Source organism: Stenotrophomonas sp. 86428_Sma (assembly GCF_056481585.1).
The window spans coordinates 2,747,279-2,765,388 of record NZ_CM151156.1; the positions used below are offsets into that span (position 1 = coordinate 2,747,279).

Annotated in this window: 18 protein-coding genes and 1 pseudogene; 6 read left to right on the forward strand and 13 right to left on the reverse strand. The window is 67.5% G+C overall.

The window, feature by feature from the left end; translation table 11 throughout:
• Position 1: 1 nt before the first annotated feature.
• Entirely contained in the window at positions 2–268 is a 267-nt protein-coding gene (locus tag ACZK3J_RS12620) for a hypothetical protein (RefSeq protein WP_006369821.1), read from the reverse strand.
• Between the two features lie 203 nt (positions 269–471).
• Between ACZK3J_RS12620 and ACZK3J_RS12625 the strand changes: the two genes are divergently transcribed.
• The 4 genes from ACZK3J_RS12625 to blaL1 all read left to right on the forward strand — a co-directional run bounded on the left by ACZK3J_RS12625 (position 472) and on the right by blaL1 (position 5,313).
• Positions 472–996: an RNA polymerase sigma factor gene (locus ACZK3J_RS12625; RefSeq protein WP_049462641.1), complete on the forward strand. Its 525-nt coding sequence runs from the start codon at positions 472–474 to the stop codon at positions 994–996.
• On the forward strand, positions 993–1,844 hold the full coding sequence (locus tag ACZK3J_RS12630) for a FecR family protein (protein WP_478475884.1): 852 nt from the start codon (positions 993–995) through the stop codon (positions 1,842–1,844). The genes ACZK3J_RS12625 and ACZK3J_RS12630 overlap by 4 nt, the downstream gene beginning before the upstream one ends.
• 71 nt (positions 1,845–1,915) lie before the next feature.
• Positions 1,916–4,345: a TonB-dependent receptor gene (locus ACZK3J_RS12635; RefSeq protein WP_257471457.1), complete on the forward strand. Its 2,430-nt coding sequence runs from the start codon at positions 1,916–1,918 to the stop codon at positions 4,343–4,345.
• A gap of 95 nt (positions 4,346–4,440) precedes the next feature.
• On the forward strand, positions 4,441–5,313 hold the full coding sequence (gene blaL1, locus ACZK3J_RS12640; RefSeq protein ID WP_180845269.1) for a L1 family subclass B3 metallo-beta-lactamase: 873 nt from the start codon (positions 4,441–4,443) through the stop codon (positions 5,311–5,313).
• A gap of 161 nt (positions 5,314–5,474) precedes the next feature.
• Here the strand turns inward: blaL1 and ACZK3J_RS12645 are convergent, their stop codons facing one another.
• The 3 genes from ACZK3J_RS12645 to ACZK3J_RS12655 all read right to left on the reverse strand — a co-directional run bounded on the left by ACZK3J_RS12645 (position 5,475) and on the right by ACZK3J_RS12655 (position 8,777).
• A complete protein-coding gene (locus ACZK3J_RS12645; RefSeq protein ID WP_478475885.1) occupies positions 5,475–6,014 on the reverse strand; it encodes a DUF411 domain-containing protein in 540 nt (179 codons plus the stop codon).
• Positions 6,015–6,130: 116 nt separating this feature from the next.
• Positions 6,131–6,466, reverse strand: a complete 336-nt coding sequence (locus ACZK3J_RS12650) for a hypothetical protein (protein WP_478476984.1) — start codon at positions 6,464–6,466, stop codon at positions 6,131–6,133.
• Positions 6,467–6,491: 25 nt separating this feature from the next.
• Positions 6,492–8,777, reverse strand: coding sequence for an FdhF/YdeP family oxidoreductase (locus tag ACZK3J_RS12655; RefSeq protein ID WP_478475886.1), 2,286 nt, complete (start codon positions 8,775–8,777; stop codon positions 6,492–6,494).
• 243 nt (positions 8,778–9,020) lie between these two features.
• Between ACZK3J_RS12655 and fdhD the strand changes: the two genes are divergently transcribed.
• A complete protein-coding gene (fdhD, locus tag ACZK3J_RS12660) occupies positions 9,021–9,869 on the forward strand; it encodes a formate dehydrogenase accessory sulfurtransferase FdhD (RefSeq protein ID WP_478475887.1) in 849 nt (282 codons plus the stop codon).
• 38 nt (positions 9,870–9,907) lie between these two features.
• On the opposite strand, the gene ACZK3J_RS12665 is transcribed toward fdhD, so the two are convergent.
• Positions 9,908–10,444, reverse strand: coding sequence for a carboxymuconolactone decarboxylase family protein (locus ACZK3J_RS12665; protein ID WP_478475888.1), 537 nt, complete (start codon positions 10,442–10,444; stop codon positions 9,908–9,910).
• Positions 10,445–10,550: 106 nt separating this feature from the next.
• Between ACZK3J_RS12665 and ACZK3J_RS12670 the strand changes: the two genes are divergently transcribed.
• A complete protein-coding gene (locus ACZK3J_RS12670) occupies positions 10,551–11,432 on the forward strand; it encodes an AraC family transcriptional regulator (RefSeq protein ID WP_478475889.1) in 882 nt (293 codons plus the stop codon).
• 116 nt (positions 11,433–11,548) lie between these two features.
• Here ACZK3J_RS12670 and ACZK3J_RS12675 read toward each other — a convergent pair whose 3' ends face one another.
• The 8 genes and pseudogenes from ACZK3J_RS12675 to ACZK3J_RS12710 all read right to left on the reverse strand — a co-directional run bounded on the left by ACZK3J_RS12675 (position 11,549) and on the right by ACZK3J_RS12710 (position 18,082).
• Positions 11,549–12,106 (reverse strand): TetR/AcrR family transcriptional regulator, encoded by a 558-nt coding sequence (locus ACZK3J_RS12675; RefSeq protein WP_277778339.1) that lies wholly within the window; start codon positions 12,104–12,106, stop codon positions 11,549–11,551.
• A 4-nt stretch (positions 12,107–12,110) separates the two neighbouring features.
• Positions 12,111–13,541 (reverse strand): annotated as a pseudogene (locus tag ACZK3J_RS12680) (MFS transporter); the annotation flags it as partial.
• A 165-nt stretch (positions 13,542–13,706) separates the two neighbouring features.
• On the reverse strand, positions 13,707–14,453 hold the full coding sequence (locus ACZK3J_RS12685; protein ID WP_478475890.1) for a hypothetical protein: 747 nt from the start codon (positions 14,451–14,453) through the stop codon (positions 13,707–13,709).
• Positions 14,453–15,067, reverse strand: coding sequence for a DUF3299 domain-containing protein (locus ACZK3J_RS12690; protein WP_277778336.1), 615 nt, complete (start codon positions 15,065–15,067; stop codon positions 14,453–14,455). Before ACZK3J_RS12690 ends, ACZK3J_RS12685 begins: the two co-directional genes overlap by 1 nt.
• Positions 15,057–15,608, reverse strand: coding sequence for a DUF3299 domain-containing protein (locus ACZK3J_RS12695; RefSeq protein WP_149908530.1), 552 nt, complete (start codon positions 15,606–15,608; stop codon positions 15,057–15,059). Before ACZK3J_RS12695 ends, ACZK3J_RS12690 begins: the two co-directional genes overlap by 11 nt.
• Before the next feature lie 2 nt (positions 15,609–15,610).
• On the reverse strand, positions 15,611–16,864 hold the full coding sequence (locus tag ACZK3J_RS12700; RefSeq protein ID WP_149908531.1) for an ABC transporter permease: 1,254 nt from the start codon (positions 16,862–16,864) through the stop codon (positions 15,611–15,613).
• The gene (locus ACZK3J_RS12705; protein ID WP_032129457.1) at positions 16,857–17,552 is read right to left on the reverse strand and encodes an ATP-binding cassette domain-containing protein; all 696 of its coding nucleotides are present in this window, start codon (positions 17,550–17,552) and stop codon (positions 16,857–16,859) included. The genes ACZK3J_RS12700 and ACZK3J_RS12705 overlap by 8 nt, the downstream gene beginning before the upstream one ends.
• Positions 17,549–18,082 carry a ZrgA family zinc uptake protein gene (locus tag ACZK3J_RS12710; protein ID WP_049462652.1) on the reverse strand — a complete coding sequence of 178 codons (534 nt, stop codon included), beginning with the start codon at positions 18,080–18,082 and terminating at the stop codon, positions 17,549–17,551. The genes ACZK3J_RS12705 and ACZK3J_RS12710 overlap by 4 nt, the downstream gene beginning before the upstream one ends.
• Between the last annotated feature and the right edge of the window lie 28 nt (positions 18,083–18,110).

Genomic DNA, 18,110 nt, shown 5'->3' on the forward strand with positions numbered 1-18,110 from the left:
TTCAGCGCGCCAGGCGCCAGTAGAGCAGACCGGCCAGCAGGGCCGGCACCGCGAACACCAGCAGCAGGATCGGCAGTTCTTCGCGCATCCCGTAGCCGGCCTTGCTGACGCCCACCCACAGGTTGGCCACCGTCACCAACAGCCAGGTGGCAATGAACGCGATCAGGGCCGTGGGCAGCTGTGAGGTGCCTACGCTCCACAGCCGTCCGAACAACAGGAACACTCCCAACAGCACAATGCCGCCCACCATCACCAGAAGCACATGCATGGTCCACCTCCTTGAGCCTGCAGGCAGGCTAGCCGTGGGCGATTCTGCGCTCCAGCCGATGATCGTGGATTCACTTTCCAGACGCGGCGAACAATCGCCCTGGCGATCGCGGCATGGCAAACGAGAACAGTTCCCATTAGTATTGCGTCATTACGCAGGGATGACCTCCCGGCACCCGCCTTTCACCCTTGCTGCCCGTCCGGATGTCCCAGCCGACACTTCCCCGCCCACCTGCGCTGCCGCTGGTGACCTCGCTGGTGCGCCACTACGAGGAACTGGTGGACTACCTGCATCGCCGGTTCCGCTCGCCCGGGCTGGCCCGCGAAGTGGTGCACGATATCTGTGTGCGCCTGCTGGAACGCCCGGCCGCGCATGACGCCCGCCAACCGATCGCGCTGCTGCGCAGGATCGCCCACGATGCGGCGGTCGACCGCTGCCGCGCCGAGGACCTGCGCCGGCACTGGGTAGAGCCCCGCGCCGAGCTTCCCGAAGGCGCCTGTGAGCGCCCCGGACCCGAGCGCCAGGCTCAGGGCCAGCAGGCGCTGCAGCGGCTGACCGCCAGCATCGAGCGCATGCCCTGCCGTCGGCAGCAGGTGTTCATCCTGCACAAGATCCACGAGCTGCCCCAGGCCGAGGTGGCGCAGCGGATGGGCATCGGCCTGAAGGCGGTGGAACGTCATCTGCGCCTGGCCATGGCCGACTGCCGGCTGCACGGTGCGCTGCGGTGAGCCCTGCATCACCCGATCCGGCACCGCCGTCGGCGCCCGCCGAACCGTCCGCCGAGGACATGCTCGACCAACACCGGGAGGCACTGAAGGAGCGTTTCCCGTTGCCAGGCCCGGAGCAGTTGCAGCGGCGCCGCGGCGGATCTGGCGCGAAACGGGTACTGCCGGTGCTGTTGCTGGCGGCTGCCGCGCTGCTGCTGGCCGACCCGGCCTGGCAGGTGCGTGACTACCAGACCGCCGTCGGCGAGCGCCGCGACATCGAGCTGCCGGACGGCAGCCGCGTGCTGCTCGACGCGGGAACCCACCTGCAGGTACGTCGCCATCTGCGTTCGCGGCAGGTGCTGCTGGCGCAGGGCCATGCGCGCTTCGAGGTGCAGCATTCGGCGTGGCGCCGCTTCCAGGTCGATGCCGGGCAGGTACAGGTACGCAACTACGGCACGGTGTTCGATGTTGACCGCCAGGGCGATCTCAGCGAGGTCACGCTGTGGCGCGGCGAGGTCGGTGTCAGCGTGAATGGCGGCGGCACCGAGCAGCGGCTGAAACCGGGGCAGCGCCTGCTGGCCCAGCCGGGGTCGCTGTCTCCGCCGGAAGCCGTGGATCCGGACCGGGCCGACTGGACCACCGGCCGGCTGCAGTTCGACCGCATGCCACTGAGCGAGGTGCTGCGCATCCTGCAGCGCTATCACGACCGTCCGATCGTGCTGGACGACCCAGCACTGGGTCCGCTGCAGGTGTCGGGTGTGTTCGATGCCGATCGTGCCGAGACGGCGGTCGCGCTGTTGCCGGAGATCCTGCCGGTCCAGGTGCATACCGCCGCCGACGGCAGCCTGCATCTGCGCGCCCGCGATTGATTGCCACGCCGAGGGTGGGTTGCGCGCCGTCCCATCCGGCAAGTGCTTGAACCCTTCCGAAGGACCCCCGCATGACCCGCCCTGTTCCGCCCGCCGCGCTGCGTCGGCTGGCCCCCACCCTGCTCGCCGCCTGCCTGTGTGCGGCGCTGCCCGCCACCGCGCAGACCGCTGCGTCCGCACCTGTCGAACTGCACCTGCCGGGCGGCCCGCTGCAGGCTTCGCTCAACTCGCTGGCGCGCCAGAGTGGCATCCAGCTGCTGTTCGCGGCCGACAGCGTGAGCGGCCGCAACGCGCCCGCCCTCGACGGCCGCTACACCCCGCACGACGCCCTGCAGCGCCTGCTGGCCGGGCAAGGCCTGGCGATGCAGGAGCGCTCGCCGGGGGTGTTCGTGGTGAGTGCCGCGCCGGCACCCCCCAAGCCCCGCGCTCCGGCCCGGGCCGCGTCATCGGCAGCGTCCCCGGCCACGACCACCTCGCTGGCGCGCGTCACGGTATCGGCCTCGACCGCGCGCATGCCGCAGGGCGAGACCGCGATGCCCAACACCATCACCGTGCTGACCCGCGAGGACATCGCGCAGCAGCTGGCGCTGGGCTCGGATGTCTCGCGCGTGCTGTCGGCGCAGATCCCGGCATTTGCCCCGGCGCGCGAGAAGATGTCCAACTACGGCGAAACCATGCGTGGCCGCGGCATCCTGTACATGGTCGACGGCGTGCCGCAGTCGACGCCGCTGCGCGATGGCTCACGTGATTCGCACACCATCGATCCGGCGATGATCGAACGCATCGAGGTCATCCACGGTGCCAACGCACTGCAGGGCATCGGCGGTACCGGTGGCATCGTCAACATCATCACCCGCAGCGCGCCCAGCGAGCCGGGCGCCTTCCTGCTCGACACCAACGTCAGCTACAGCTCGGCGCTGCCCAGCCGCCGTGATGACAACGGCCAGCGCGGCTCGGCACTGGTCGGCGTGCGCGGCGAGCAGTTCGATCTGGTGGCCGGCCTGGCCTATGAGAAGCAGGGCCTGTACCACGACGGCGAGGGCCGTTCGATCGGTACCAACGCCCAGGGCGAACTGATGGATTCGACCTCGTCGAACGTGTTCGCCAAGCTGGGCTGGAACATTGCCGAGGGCCACCGCCTGCAGCTGATGGCCAACCGCTACGAGCTGCGCGGGCTGGACAACTACCTTGCGGTGAACGGTGATTACCGCACCGGTCGCCCGACCATTTCGGTGCCCGGCGATACCCCGTTGGAGCCGCCGATGAACCGCTCGCGTTCGTTGACGCTGGACTACAGCGCCGCCGATCTGCTCGGTGGCCGCTTCCAGGCGCAGGCCTTCGCGGTGGACTTCGAAGGCCGCTATGGCGCCAGCCAGTGGGACCCGTGGGGCAACACCGGCGCCAACGCCGCCTGGGACCAGACCCAGAACGAATCGGACAAGCGCGGCTTCAAGCTGACCCAGAGCTGGGCCCGCATCGCCGACACCACGCTGGACGTGACCCTGGGCCTGGACGGCCTGCGCGACCGCACCCACCAGGTGCTGCTGGCCAGCGGCATGAACTGGGTGCCGCAGACCACCTACCAGAGCCTGTCGCCGCTGCTGCAGCTGCACTGGTGGCCGACCGACCACCTGATGCTGTCCGGCGGCCTGCGCTACGAAAAGGGCGAGCTGGAAGTAGGCGACTACACCACCCTGCCCCGCTACGGCGCACGCAAGGTGGCTGGCGGCAAGCCGACCATGAGCGAGACCCTGCCAAACTTCGGCGCGGTCTGGTACATCAATGACCGCCTCAACGCCTACGCCTCGTATTCGGAAGGCTACACCGTGGCCGACGTCGGCCGTGTGCTGCGTGCAATCAATCGCGACGGCCAACGCGTCGACAATCTCATCGACCTGTCACCGGTGGTGTCCGACAACCGCGAGATCGGCCTGGAGTACGACGATGGCTGCTTCAGCGGCGACATCGCCTACTACACGTCCGAATCCAAGCTCGGCTCGGTGCTGATCTACGATCCGGGCATCGATGCCTATGCGGTGCAGCGCCAGGCCACGCGCGTGGAGGGCTTCGAAAGCAACCTGCGCCTGCGCCTGAGCGACAGCCGGCTGGGCCTGGGCTACGCGCGCGCCAACGGCCGCTACGACGCCAACGTCGATGGGCGTCTCGACAGCGACCTGGCTGGCGTCAACATCGCGCCAAACCGGCTGACGGCATTCTGGGAACAGAACTGGACGCCGCAGCTGAGCACCCGCCTGCAGGCCAGCCACGCCTTCGACCGCGACTTCGACCTGCGTGGCGCGCGGGTGGCGGAGTTCAAGGGTTACACCACGGTGGACCTGGTCGCACGCTACACGCTGGACAAGCACGCCTTCACGCTGGGCGTGCAGAACCTGGCGAACAAGCAGTACATCAGCTACTACTCGCAGACCACGCCGTCGAACCCGAGCTATTTCTCGGGCCGTGGCCGGGTGGTGACGCTGGGGTGGCAGTACCGGTACTGATCCATGGCGCCCTTATGGGAGCCATGAAATCTATGCGCGACGCGATGAAGGAGGCCCATGCTAGTTTCTGGGCCTCCTTCAAACGGACGTGAACCATGCGTTTTTCCCCGCTCGCCTTCGCCCTGGTCACTGCTCTCCCGATCGCGCACGCCAGTGGCGCCGAGACACCACTGCCGCAGCTGCGGGCCTACACCGTGGATGCTTCCTGGCTGCAGCCGATGGCACCGCTGCAGATTGCCGACCACACCTGGCAGATCGGCACCGAGAACCTGACCGCATTGCTGGTGCAGACCTCCGAGGGCGCCGTGCTGCTGGACGGTGGCATGCCACAGATGGCCGGCCACCTGCTGGACAACATGAAGGCGCGCGGCGTGGCCCCGCAGGACCTGCGGTTGATCCTGCTCAGCCACGCACACGCCGACCATGCCGGGCCGGTGGCGGAGCTGAAGCGCCGTACGGGCGCCAAAGTAGCGGCCAACGCCGAATCGGCGGTGCTGCTGGCGCGCGGTGGCAGCGACGATCTGCACTTCGGCGATGGCATCACCTACCCGCCTGCCAGTGCAGACCGCATCGTGATGGATGGCGAGGTGGTCGAGGTGGGCGGCATCGAATTCACAGCGCACTTCATGCCCGGGCACACCCCGGGCAGCACCGCGTGGACCTGGAGCGATACCCGCGAGGGCAAGCCGGTGCGCATCGCCTATGCCGACAGCCTGAGTGCACCGGGCTACCAGCTGCAGGGCAATGCGCGCTATCCGCGCCTGGTCGATGACTACAAACGCAGCTTCGCGACGGTGCGGGCGTTGCCCTGTGACGTGTTGCTGACCCCTCATCCGGGTGCCAGCAACTGGGACTACGCCTCCGGCAGCAAGGCCAGCGCCAAGGCACTGACCTGCAAGGCCTACGCGGATGCGGCCGAACAGAAGTTCGACGCACAGCTGGCCAAGGAAACAGCCCGCGCCCGCTGATTCTGTAGCGTCGAGCTTGCTCGACTCTACAAAGGGCAAGCCGAGCGTGGCTCGACTCTGCAAGGGGCAAGTCGAGCATGGCTCGACTCTACAAAGAGCACGCCGAGGGTGGGCTCGGCTCTCCGAAGGGTGCCGGTCAGGACGGCCGGCACCGCCGCCTGTCAGCCGCCCTGGCCGTGCTGGGCAAACGGCTCGGTGGTGCCATCGGTGCGCACCAGTTCAACGGTGTACGGCTGCACGTAGCCGTCCGGCATTTCCATGCCCGGCGAACCGGCCGGCATGCCGGGCAGCACCAGCCCACGCGCCGCCGGACGTTCGGCCAGCAGTCGCTTGATGTCTTCGGCCGGGATATGGCCTTCAACCACGTAACCACCGATCTCGGCGGTGTGGCAGGACGCCTTGCCAACCGGCACACCCAGCCGGACCTTGATCGGGTTCATGTCATCGGTATCGCGTACATCCACCTGGAAGCCTTCGGCCTTGAGGTGGTCCACCCAGATGCCACAGCAGCCGCAGCTGGCAGTCTTGTGCACGATGGCGATGGGCAGTGCCGGGTCCAGCCTGGCCGGGCTGGCCTTGATGGGCGCGGCCGGTGCCTCGCTGGCGACCGGTGCTGCGGCGGATTCTTCGGCAGCACGTGCGCAGGCGGTGGTGGCCAGCACGGTGCCCAGCAGCAGGCCGAGGGAGAGAGAACGGTTCATGGTGTTGATTCCTTTGCAGATGCGGGCAATGCGGCCCGCCGCCCACGCATCGAAGGCGCAGGCAGGGTCGTAAGTAAGACGAGCAGCTACGGCAGGCGCTTCAGGCCTGCAGGGAATCACACGATGGGAGGCCGTAGCGGGTCCGGCAACGGCGGCGGTGCGCGTTGCTGGGCGCTGGCTGGTAAAGGTGCCTCACGCCAGGGTGACGCCGGCGATCCGCTCAGGGTGGCCAGCATGCCGACGCTGGCCGGCGGGCATTCGCACTCATTGCTCTGGCAGACCGTTGATGCTGCCTCGTCGCAGCATCCGGCCATGGCCGCCGAATGCGGTGCGGCGCAATGGTCCGCGCTGGACTGCGCCGCGTACGAGGATGAGGCAATCGCAAGCGCCGGTGCGTTCAGCACCAGGGCAAGGAGGAGCATCCATCGCAGCAGCAGGCCAGGCAGGTTCACCGGACGATGATAGCCGATGAACGCATCACGCAATTGCCTCGGCCATCGCCCGCATCCGCACCGGAATCGACTTGGCCGCCGGCGTGCCGCTGACCCGGTCGTAATAGTCCAGCGGCAGCAGCGGGTTCAACTCGGGGTAGTAACCGGCCAGCGCGCCGCGCGGCATCGGGTAGTCCAGCACGGTCAGGCCCTCGATGCGCCGGTTCACGCCGTCGCCACTGATCGTCTCCAGGCTGACCAGCGCTTCCTTCTCCAGCCCGCGCGCCAGCCGATCCTCGATGTTCATGAACAGCACCATGCGATCGTTGTACACGCCGCGGTAGCGGTCGTTGTAGCTGTAGATGGTGGTGTTGTACTGGTCGTGCGAGCGCACTGTGGCCAACCGCAGCATCTCGGGGTCGTCCACCGGCGCGTCCACGTCCAGGCCCGGCATCACCAGGATGTTGGCCTTGCCGTTGGGCGTGGGCCACACCCGACGGCGCGGTGGAATGTCCAGATGGAAGCCGTGCGGCTGCTGGATGCGCTCGTTGAAGCCGGTGTAGATCTCCGGGTACACCGCCGCGATCAGCTCGCGGATGGGAGCGTAGTCATGCATGCACCCCGCCCAGTCGACCTTGCTGTGCGGCAATGTTGCCATCGCCATGCGGCAGACGATCTCGACCTCCGGGAGCACGTCCGTGCTGACCGGCTCGAGCACGCCGCGCGAAGCGGTCACGTTCGACATCGCGTCTTCGATGGTGACGAACTGCTCGCCGGCAGGCGTAACGATGCGCTCCGAGCGCGCGACCACCGGCAGGATCAGCGCATCGCGACCATGCACCAGGTGACCCCGATTGAGCTTGGTGGCGATGCCGACCGTCAGCTCCAGGCCACGCATGGCCTCGTACGCGCGCGGTGTATCGGGCACGGCGTGGATGAAGTTGCCACCCATACCGATGAACACCTTGGCGCTGCCGTCCAGCATCGCCTCGATCGATTCGACCACGTGATGACCGTGCTCGCGCGGCGGATCGAAGCCGAACACCTGCTGCACGCGGTCCAGATAGGCCGGTTTGGGTTTCTCGTCGATGCCGACGGTACGGTCGCCCTGCACGTTGGAATGGCCACGGATCGGTCCGATGCCTGCGCCGGGCTTGCCGAAGTTGCCACGCAGCAACAGCAGGTTGGCCACCTGCTGCAGCAGGGTCGAACCGTACTGATGCTGGGTCAGGCCCATGCCATAGCAGATCACCGTGGCCTTGGAGCGGATGTAGATCTCGGCGCAGCGGCGGATCTGCGCCTGGGTGATGCCGGAGACCTCCACGATCTCGTCCCAGTCCTGCGCCAGCACGTCTTCGCGTAGCGCCTCCAGGCCCACCGTGTGTTCTGACAGGAACTCATGGTCGAGCACGCGCTCACCCTGCGCCTCGCGCTCGAACATCACCTTCATCATGCCCTTGATCAGGGCCAGGTCGCCGCCGATGCGGATGTGCACGAACTCGCTGGTGATCTCGGTCGAACCGAACGTGGCCATCTGCACCATGTCCTGCGGTTCGGCGAAACGGATCAGCGCGCGCTCGGGCATCGGGTTGACCGCCACGATCGGGATGCCGCGTTTGCGCGCCTCGACCAGGTTGCTCATCATCCGCGGCGAATTGGTGCCGGTGTTCTGGCCGATCACGAAGATCGCCTCGGCGTGCTCGAAATCCTGCAGCACGATGGTGCCCTTGCCCACGCCGATGGCCGGCGGCAGGCCGCGGCTGGTCGGCTCGTGGCACATGTTCGAGCAGTCCGGGAAATTGTTGGTGCCGAACTCGCGCACGAAGATCGAATACAGGAACGCGGCTTCGTTGGGTGTACGGCCGGAGGTGTAGAACTCGGCCTGGTGCGGGCTGTCCAGCGCCTGCAGATGACGGCCGATCAAGGCAAACGCCTCGTCCCAGCTGTACGGAACGTAATGATCGGTGGACGCGTCGTAGCGCATCGGCTCGGTCAGCCGGCCCTGCATCTCAAGCCAGTAGTCGGTCTGCGCCATCAGCTCGGTGACCGTGTGCTGGGCGAACAGCTCGCGGCCAGCACGGAACTGGGTGGCTTCCCAGGCCAACGCCTTGGCACCGTTCTCGCAGAATTCCAGCTTCTTGCGTTCGTCGGCATCAGGGAACGCACAGCTGGGGCACTTGAAGCCACCGGGCTGGTTCATTGCCAGCAGCGCCTTCGAGCCCTTGCCGATCACACTCTGCTGCAACAGCACCTTGGCCGTGGCACCGGCGGCACCCCAGCCACCGGCCGGCTGGTTGTAGGGCTTGTAACGCGGCGGCTTCTGCTCGGACATGTTCGGGAACCTGGCGGGAGGAACACAACAATCAACGGCGCGGGATGGGCCGGATGCGGCTTCTGCAGCGCGGCCAGCCCCGCAGTCAAGCACGGACAAGGCCGCTTCGCCAGAGGCAAAAGCTGTTTTCAGCGCAGCCTGCCATGACAACGGTTACACCCGCGTCAGCGCCCGGCCACTGCGCTATTCTCGAAGCCGTGGGTGGTCCACCACCTGCGTATTTCCCTTGCCCGGACGCGCTGCATGCCTGACTCGACCCCGCCGCACATCCCGCCTGCCGGCACGGCCCAGCGCCCGTTGCAGCGCTGGCGCAGCGAGGGGCACCAGCAGCAGGTCGACGTGGTGGCCGAGGAAGTGCCGGTTGCACTGCGCTACAACGGCGCCGCCTTCGCGGTGATGATGGCCACGCCCTGCGACCTGGAAGACTTCGCGCTGGGTTTTTCGCTCAGCGAGGGACTGATCACTGCGCCCTCGCAACTGCTGTTGATCGAGGTGCGCCCGCAGCTGGAGGGCATCGAACTGCAGATGACCGTTTCCGAAGACGCACCCGGTGCCGATCTGGATCCGGCCAATGGCCGCCTGCTGCCCGGTCGCGGAGGCTGTGGCCTGTGCGGCACGCGCCAGCTGGAGGATGTGCTGCGCCCGCTGCCGCAGATCCGCGAGCGTCGCACCTATCCGCATGCCGCGTTGCAGCGGGCACTGGCCACGCTGGCGCAGCATCAGCCGATGAATGCGGTGAGTGGATCGACGCACGCCGCGGCCTGGGCCGATGCCAGCGGGCGGATTGGCTGGGTGCGCGAGGATGTGGGCCGTCACAATGCGTTGGACAAACTGATCGGCGCCCTGCATCACAACGAGCACGCCATCGACGGTGGGTTGCTGGTGATTTCCAGCCGCGCCAGCTATGAGATGGTCAGCAAGGCGATACGTGCGGGTGCCAGCGTGCTGGCAGCGGTGTCGGCGCCGACCGCGCTGGCGATCGACCTGGCCCGCAGTGCCGGACTGTGCCTGGTCGGATTCGCGCGGGAGAGCGGGTTCAATGTGTATTCCCATCCCGAACGGCTGCAGGCGGACGACAGCCACGATAACTGAGAACGGCCGGGAGCAAGACGCCCCCGGCCTGATGGACCTCAGCGCAGCGCCACCTTGGTGAAGTCCACCGGCACGTCGAACGCCACGTTGACGTAGTTGGTGAACAGGTTGAGCGCCACATGGGCGAGGATCTCGACGATCTGCTCGTCATCGAAGCCGGCTGCGCGCAACGCCTGCACATCACTGTCGGCGATCTGCGCACGTTGCTCGACCACCTTCAGCGCGAAGTCGAGCGCCGCCGAGGTGGCCGGATCGCTGGACTGGCCGATCTGCGCGGCAGCCATCTGCTCGCTGCTGGCGCCGGCCTTGCGACCCAGCGCCGTGTGCGCGGCCAGGCAATACTCGCAGGCATTGCGGTTGGCGATGGCGACGGCGATCTGCTCGCCCAGCAGCGGCGACAGGCGACCGCCGCCCAGTGCGCCGAACGAACCCCACATGCTCTGCAGGGCGGCCGGCGAATTGGCCACGGCGCGGAACATGGCCGGGGTGGCGCCGAACGCGGCGTGGACCTGGCCCAGCAGGGCCTGGCGGTCGGCGGTGGTGTTGGCGGCATCGATCAGGGGGACACGGGACATGGTGGATCTCCTTGGGAAAGCGCCCGGGATTGGACGACCCGCTCATCCTAGGTAGACTTATTGGACGAATCAGGTCGTATCAGCCACATCTTTTGTCCATACGTCCATGAGCATTTCCCTCGACACCACCGCGCCCGACCGCCTCTCCTCTCTGCTGGAACGCTTCCGGGTGCAGGCCGCGCTGTTCCACAGCGGTCCGCTGTGCGGGCGCCATGTCTTCGAGCCGCAGCCCGGTCGTGCGTTCCTGCACATCCTGCGCCAGGGTGAGATGGAGGTCCGCCATCCCGATGGCGATACCGCGCTGCCACGGTTGAAGATCGACACCCCGAGCCTGCTGCTGTACCCGCAGCCACTGCACCACGTGTTCTTCAATGCGCCGCTGGATGGGCCGGACTTCACCTGCGCCACGCTCGACTTCGATGGTGGCGCGCGCAACCCTATCGTGCAGTCGCTACCGCCGGTGATGGTGGTGCCGCTGGCCGCGATCAGCGAACTGGACGACACCCTGCATCTGCTGTTCACCGAGGCCGACCGCCAACGCTGCGGTTCGCGGCTGCTGACCAACCGGCTGTTCGAGGTGGCCTTGATCCAGATCCTGCGCTGGGTGGTCGATCATCCCGATGCGGCCGGGGTCAGCCATGGGTTGATGCGCGGACTGTCCGACGCGCGGCTGGCACGCACGCTGGTGGCGATGCACCAGGCGCCGCAGGACGAATGGACGCTGCCGCGCATGGCGTCGACCGCCGGCATGTCGCGTAGCGCGTTCGCAGCCGTGTTCAAGGAGGTGATGCAGGCGACGCCGGCAAGCTATCTGCTCGACTGGCGGCTGAGCCTGGCCTGCGCGCAGCTGCGGGCAGGTGTGGCGGTCAAGCAGGTGGCGATCGAGGTGGGGTTTGCCGATACCGCGTCGTTGTCGAAGGCGTTCCGCAAGCGGTTGGGGGCTTCGCCCAGGGCGTGGTTGGCGGCGACCGCAGCACAGGCTGGGTAAATGGAGAGGGGTAGAGTCCACCGCTGGTCGACTATCGCGCGCAGCGCGGGATTTTCGTGAGCAGCCGACCAGCGGTCGGCTCTACCAAGAGCAACGTCCCCGCGTCGGTCGACGGCTCAGCTGGACGTTCCATCGTTCTTCGCCAGCAGCCCGGCGATGCGTTCGGCCACCTGGGCGCGCACGCTTTCATCCAGCTGCCCTTCGTACATCGCTTCGTAGATCCACAGGCCATCGGCCGCCAGCCGCGCTACGAAATTGTCGAGCGCGGCCGGGTCATTCTGCCCGGCCGACGGCGGCAACGGCGCCCAGCGCCGTACCGCCGGGCCCCACGGGCGCTCGTCGGCGTCCGGGTCAGCCGATTCGAGCATGAACATCAGTTCGGCACGGGTGGCGCTCTGCGCCGAGACGCGCACGAAGGTCTGGTAGCGCTCCAGCGCAGATGCTTCCTCCGCACGCTTGCCCAGCAGCGACTCCATCGACGCTTCCCAGGCCTGCACCAGATGCTCGTCGATGCCGCGCAGCAACGCTTCGCGCGACGGGAAGTGGTACAGCAGGCCGCCGCGGGTCAGCTTGGCCTCGGCGGCCACCGACTCGAAAGTCACCGCGCGCACGCCGTCACGATTGATCACGTTGACGGCGGCGTCGAGGATGCGGTCGCGCTTGCTGGTTCTCATCGCGTCATTTTACGCGATCGGCCGCACCCTCGCGGCCACCGACGCGCCCCCGCAACAGGCGCGCGATGATCGCCGCGCCCACTGCCAGCACCACCGTGATCACCAGCAGCACGATCTGGTAGCCACGGTCATAGGCAGCCGTGGCCAGCGCGAACCACTCGCCCTGCCCGCTTTCGCGTGCGGCATGCAGCGCCTGGGTGAAGCCCTCTCGGGCAAACTCGGGCATGTCCGCCGAGACCGGCAGGAAGGCACCGTACATTGCCGCACTCAGGCTGCCCAGCATCGCCACAGCGAGCAGGCCACCAAACTCGTAGGACACCTCTTCCACCGACGAGGCCATGCCCGCGCGGTGCGCTGGTACGTTGTTGAGGATGGCAGTGGACGCCACCGAGATGGCCGAGCCCATGCCGAAACCGGTGATCGCCATGCCGGCCACCACCCAACCGAGGCCGTGCGGGAAGCCGAACGCCACAACACCGACACCCACGGCGCCAGCCGCCAGGCCACCACAGATCAGCGGACGCAGGCCCACGCGGTGCAGGATGCTGCCGCCCAGCAGTGCACTGGGCAGGCTGCCCAGCGCCGCCACCGATACCAGCAGGCCTGCCTGCAGCGGCGTGAAGCCCGCCACCAGCTGGAAACGCTGGGTGGTAACCAGCTGCAGGCCAGCCATCGCGAACAGGGTGAACACCGCCGACAGCGTGCCGGCCAGGAACGCCGGATTGCGGAAGATCGCGAAGTCCAGCAACGGGTACGGCAACTGCTGCTGGCGACGTGCGAACGCCGCGCCGCTGATGACGGCCAGCAGCAGCGCACCGGCACCCAGCGCATACGACAGCGGTGTAGCGATCAGCGACTTGATCGCCAGCACCAGGCCGGACAGCGCCGCCAATGCCAGCAACGAAGACACCAGGTCCCATGGCCGCGAGGTATCTCGCTGGCCTTCCGGTGCCAGCAGCAGGGTAGCGACGAAGGCTACCACCACCACCGGCACGTTGATCAGGAACACCGAGCCCCACCAGAAGTGCTGCAGCAGCCAGCCGCCGATGATCGGACCCAGCGCTGCACCGACGATGGCCACCGAGCCCCAGATCGCGATGGCAATGTTGCGCTCGCGCTCTTCGTGGAAGCTCAGGCCGATCAGCGCCAGCGTGGCCGGCATCATCGCGGCCGCGCCGATCGCCAGGAACGCGCGCGCGGCAATCAGCTGCGCCGCTGTACCAGCGAACGCCGCTGCCAGCGAGGCGATGCCGAACACCACCAGGCCGATCAGGAACATGCGGCGGTGGCCGATGCGGTCGCCCAGCGTACCCGCGCCCAGCAGCAGGCCGGCCATCACCAGCGGATAAGCGTTGATGATCCACAGCGCCTGGCCGGCACTGGCCGAGAGTTCCTCGGTCAGTGTGGGCAGTGCGGTGTAGAGCACGGAGTTGTCTGGGACAAAGCCATGGGAGAACTTGGTGGGATGGAGTACGGCCATAACTATACCGGATGTCCTGTATAGTTATGACCTTCGGAATCCACCAGTTCAGGGTCTGTAGGGGCAAGTCAGCTTGGCTGAACCGCCAGCCAGGCATGGCCGGGCTCTACTGGTAAACGCTTATCGGCAGTCTTCCGGCAGCGCGGCAATCGCCGACACCACCGCACCCTGCATGCCCTGCCCCACGGCCATGTCCAGTTCCCCGCCCGTTCCCCCATGCTGGCGCCGCAGTTCGTCCTCGCACAGCCCGCGCACCCGCGCACGGGCATTGGCGCGCAGGCTGCTGCATCGCCAATCGGTGCCACCCAGCGGCAACACCGAATACACCACGCTGTTGCAGGCGTTACCGGCCCGCTGCTGCAGCGACAGGCCGCCGAAATCACGCGGTTCGCTGCTGCGCTGCGGATCGAAATAGCTGTCCGGGAAGGTGCGCGCGTACTGTTCGATGTCCACCTGCATGCTGCGCCCGCCGGCCAACGGGATCTGCAGCGGCTGGCCACAGCGCGTGGCGTCGGCCCGATGCTGGATGTACTGGTAGATCGGCCGGTCCAGCGTTGGATCCTGCTGGGTCACCGCACTGACCGCCGCCAACACCGGCAACGATGCACGATTGGCCATGCGCGCCAGCAGCCCCGTCTGTGCCGGCTGGCAGCGGTCGCGCAACGTTGCCGCAAGCAGGAACAGCACGTCGTTGCGAAAAGCGTGGTCTTCGCCGAGGCGTTGTTCGATGCGCTGGCTGGCATCGGTCGCGGGTGCCGGGAAGGCGATCGCCGGTGGCTCGGTCACGTCGACGCGCAGGTGCCACCACACCAGCAACACCACGCTGGTGACCAACACGCCCGCAACGATGATCCAACGCGTGCGCATCAATTGTGGATCGCCGTCAGCGTCGCCGCTGCGGCGTCGTAGGAGGCGCTGGCGATATCCGCATCGAAGCGCTTCACCTGCAGGCGGCCGGCAAGCCGGTACGGGTCCCACAGGTCTCCCAGTGCGATCGGCGTGGCCAGGGTCACATGGATTATCTGGTTCGGTGGCGGTGGCGGCACATGGATGCAGGCCCCGTAGAACGGCACGAACAGCAGTTCATCGACCAGGCCGGCATCGTTGGTGCCCAGCGGCACCACGTAGCCATCCAGATCCACCGCGCGACCGTCGACAGCGTCGACCACGCGCGAAGAGCCGAACTGCTTGGCGCGATCCGGGCTGGAATGGTCGATCTCCTGTCCCGGTGGCGTGCCCGAGCCGGTGTCATCGATCAGCCCGCCCACCCCGTCCATGCCATTGCGTGACAGGCCGATCTGCGGCGGCGGGCGCTGGTAGGTCACTTCGTCGGGCCGCAGTGCATCCCAACGGTCGATGGGCGCCTCGGTCGTGGCCGGCTGTGCCGGTGCTGCGGCGCCGGTGGTGGCTCCCCCACCCGCCTGCGTACACCCCAACAGGCCCAGGCAGCAGGTCAGTCCGATCAGGACGCTACGGTTCATACGGCCTCAGCTGTGCGTCACGCATGGTGTAGGCGGAGCCGGCCAGATCATCGTCCAGCCGTTCGGCGCGCAGGGTACCGGCCAGGAAGAACGGCGAATACATGTCCGGCATCTCGATCGGGCGCGGCAGCACCACGTGCACGATCTGGTTCGGCGGTGGCGGCGGCACATGGATACAGGCGCCGTAGTACGGCACGAACAGGAATTCGGTCAGCCGCCCGTCCTCCGCGTTGGCCAGCGGCACTACATAACCCGGCAAGCGCACCGGCCGCTGCAATACGGTGTCCACGGTGCGGAACGTACCGAACTGCGGCATGCGCCGGTTGCCGTTGTGCTCCACCTCCGGGCCCTCGCCGCGCTCCAGCGCCGCCAGTTCTTCCTTCGGCATCATCTGCAACCAGTCCAGTTCCTGTTCCTCCGCAGCTGCCGGGGCATCGCGATCGATCACCGGCGACGGTGTCAGCGCCTGCACGCCGGTATCGACCGGGCGTTCGCAGGCGGTCAGCACCAGCAAGATTGGCAACAGCGGCAACCAGCGCATGCTCAGCCCCCGGGTGACAGGCCATCGGCCAGCGTGCGCCGATAGGCCAGCAGCGCCGGTACCAGGCCGGCCACCGCGCTGATCGCCAGCACACCCGCGACCCACGCCAGTTCGCGGCCATCCGGCCAGATGTGGGTGATCGACAGGCCGAAGTTGGCCAGCGCCCAGCCGCGCCCGGCCAGGCTGGCCACCACCAGTGCGGCCAGTGCGAGCACGCAGGCAAGCGCGCTGGTCGCCACCGCTTCCACCACCAGCAGGCTGGCGATATAGCCAGGGCGTGCACCGATGGCACGCAGCACCGCCATCTCGCGCCGGCGCTCCTGCAGGGTCGAGACCAGCAGCGCCACCAGCGAGAACATGCCCAGCAGCACCACCATCGCGCTGATCAGCTGCAGAGCCCGCTCGGCCGTGCCCAGTGACTGCCACAGCTGCTGCAGGGTCACGCCGGGCAGGATCGCCAGCATCGCCTCATCCGGATACTCGTTGATCCTGCGCTGTACCGAGAACGTGGCGATGCGCGAATTCAGGCCGAGCATGAAGGCGGTGATGCTGGTCGGGGTCAGGTCCAGATGGCGCGCCTGCTCGGCGCTGACACTCTGGCTGCGCAGCTGCACACCAGAACGCCAGTCGACATGGATCGCCTCGATGGCCGGCAGCGAGACCAGCAGCGACGAATCCACCGGTGTGCCGGTGCGCTGCAGGATGCCGGCCACGCGGAACGGTTTGTCGGCGTGCGTGGCCAGGGTGACTGCGCCGGTGCCGTGCGCCAGCACGATCTCGTCGCCAACACCGACCTTCTGCGCGCGCGCCACCTCGGCACCGATCACTGCATCGTACAGATCATCGAATGGCCGCCCCTGCGCGAACGCAAGCGCATGGCCCGCGCCGTAGCGGTAGTGCTCGAAATAGCCACCACTGGTGCCGACCACCCGGTAGCCGCGCCACGAATCGCCCAGCGACAGTGGCACCGCCCACTTCACCTGCGGCAGCGAGGACAGCTCCTGGTAGGACTGCCAGGACACGTTGTTGGTCGGGTCGCCGATATGGAACACCGAATACAGCAGCAGGTTCACCGGGCCGGAGCGGGCACCGACGATCAGGTCCGTGCCTGAAACGGTGCTGGCGAAACCTTCATGCGCCTGCGTGCGCACGCGCTCAACACCGAGCAGCAGCACCACGCTGAGGGTGATCACCAGCACGGTGAGACTGACGCTCAATGCGCGGCTGCGCAGGCTGGCCCAGGCAAGTTCAAGCATGGGTGCCACCTGCGTGATTGATCTGCGACAACGCGATGGTGCGGTCGAACAAGGGCTGCAGGCTTTCATCGTGGCTGACCACCAGAACCGTGGTACCGGCGGCCCGGCACTGTGCGGACATCAGCTGCAGGAAGGCGGTCGCGGCTTGGCGATCCAGCGCCGAGGTCGGCTCGTCGGCCAGCAGCACCGCCGGCCGGCCGATCAGCGCACGTGCAGCGGCCACGCGTTGCTGCTGGCCGACACTCAGGGTGCCGGCCGCACGCTTGGACAGCGCCGGATCCAGCTGCAGCGCTTCCAGCAGGCGCAGGATCTCATCGTCCAGCGGCCCGCTGATGCGCTCGCTGCGCACCGGAGAAAAGCGCAGGCCCAGCGCGATGTTGTCGCGCACGCTGAGGAACGGCAGCAGGTTGAACTGCTGGAAAATCACGCCCAGGTGATCGGCACGAAAGCGATCACGCGCGGCACCCCGCATCATCTGCAGCGCGTGACCCGCCACTTCGACGCGCCCCCTGCCGGGCAGCAGGACGCCGGCCAGCAGGCCGAGCAAGGTGCTCTTGCCGCCACCGCTCACTCCACGCAACAGCACGCTGCTGCCCTGCTCTATCAGCAGCTGCGGGATATCCAGCACCAGGCGTGTTGCGTAGCCGAACTGCACATCCTCCAGGGCGATCACCGCTGGCGTGCTCACGGCGCCAGCACCACGCGCAGGTTGTCGGCACTCAGCACGCTGCGGTCCTGGCCGTTGGCCGTCGCACTGTTGACGATGACTTCGTGCAACCCGGGGAACAGCACCGGCAGGCGCACGACCAGGGCGCGCAATGCACTCGGATTCGTGCAGCGATACTGCAGGTTGGCACTGAAACCGGCGTGGCGATGCTGCCCGGCCGCTGGCACAGCGGCGGTCGCAGCGAAGCCTTCGGCACTGGCGTCACTGCTGGCCAGGCGGCAGTTGGCGGCGGTGGGCAGGGTGACCCAGCTGCCGCCCTTCAGCAATGCCGTGGCGCGCGACAGTGCCGCCTGCTCGGTCGCGTTGGCGGGCGGTCGCTCGAAATCAAGAATGCCGATGCCCGGCGCCTGCAGGGCGAACTCCAGCGTTCCCTGGTCGAGAGCGAGATCAACAGTGGCCTGGCCGTGCACGTGTGGCGCGTGCTGGCGGACATCGTGTGCCTGAGCCGCGTTGGCAGCCAGCAGCAGGAAAAGAGCAGCAGGAAGCTTCATGGGGGAGACTCCAATTGTTACTATGTAA

Coding starts and splice junctions, on each gene's coding strand:
- ACZK3J_RS12620 (WP_006369821.1), bottom strand. CDS start 268: ATGCATGTGCTTCTGGTGATGGTGGGCGGCATTGTGCTGTTGGGAGTG.
- ACZK3J_RS12625 (WP_049462641.1), top strand. CDS start 472: ATGTCCCAGCCGACACTTCCCCGCCCACCTGCGCTGCCGCTGGTGACC.
- ACZK3J_RS12635 (WP_257471457.1), top strand. CDS start 1,916: ATGACCCGCCCTGTTCCGCCCGCCGCGCTGCGTCGGCTGGCCCCCACC.
- blaL1 (WP_180845269.1), top strand. CDS start 4,441: ATGCGTTTTTCCCCGCTCGCCTTCGCCCTGGTCACTGCTCTCCCGATC.
- ACZK3J_RS12645 (WP_478475885.1), bottom strand. CDS start 6,014: ATGAACCGTTCTCTCTCCCTCGGCCTGCTGCTGGGCACCGTGCTGGCC.
- ACZK3J_RS12655 (WP_478475886.1), bottom strand. CDS start 8,777: ATGTCCGAGCAGAAGCCGCCGCGTTACAAGCCCTACAACCAGCCGGCC.
- fdhD (WP_478475887.1), top strand. CDS start 9,021: ATGCCTGACTCGACCCCGCCGCACATCCCGCCTGCCGGCACGGCCCAG.
- ACZK3J_RS12665 (WP_478475888.1), bottom strand. CDS start 10,444: ATGTCCCGTGTCCCCCTGATCGATGCCGCCAACACCACCGCCGACCGC.
- ACZK3J_RS12670 (WP_478475889.1), top strand. CDS start 10,551: ATGAGCATTTCCCTCGACACCACCGCGCCCGACCGCCTCTCCTCTCTG.
- ACZK3J_RS12675 (WP_277778339.1), bottom strand. CDS start 12,106: ATGAGAACCAGCAAGCGCGACCGCATCCTCGACGCCGCCGTCAACGTG.
- ACZK3J_RS12685 (WP_478475890.1), bottom strand. CDS start 14,453: ATGCGCACGCGTTGGATCATCGTTGCGGGCGTGTTGGTCACCAGCGTG.
- ACZK3J_RS12690 (WP_277778336.1), bottom strand. CDS start 15,067: ATGAACCGTAGCGTCCTGATCGGACTGACCTGCTGCCTGGGCCTGTTG.
- ACZK3J_RS12695 (WP_149908530.1), bottom strand. CDS start 15,608: ATGCGCTGGTTGCCGCTGTTGCCAATCTTGCTGGTGCTGACCGCCTGC.
- ACZK3J_RS12700 (WP_149908531.1), bottom strand. CDS start 16,864: ATGCTTGAACTTGCCTGGGCCAGCCTGCGCAGCCGCGCATTGAGCGTC.
- ACZK3J_RS12710 (WP_049462652.1), bottom strand. CDS start 18,082: ATGAAGCTTCCTGCTGCTCTTTTCCTGCTGCTGGCTGCCAACGCGGCT.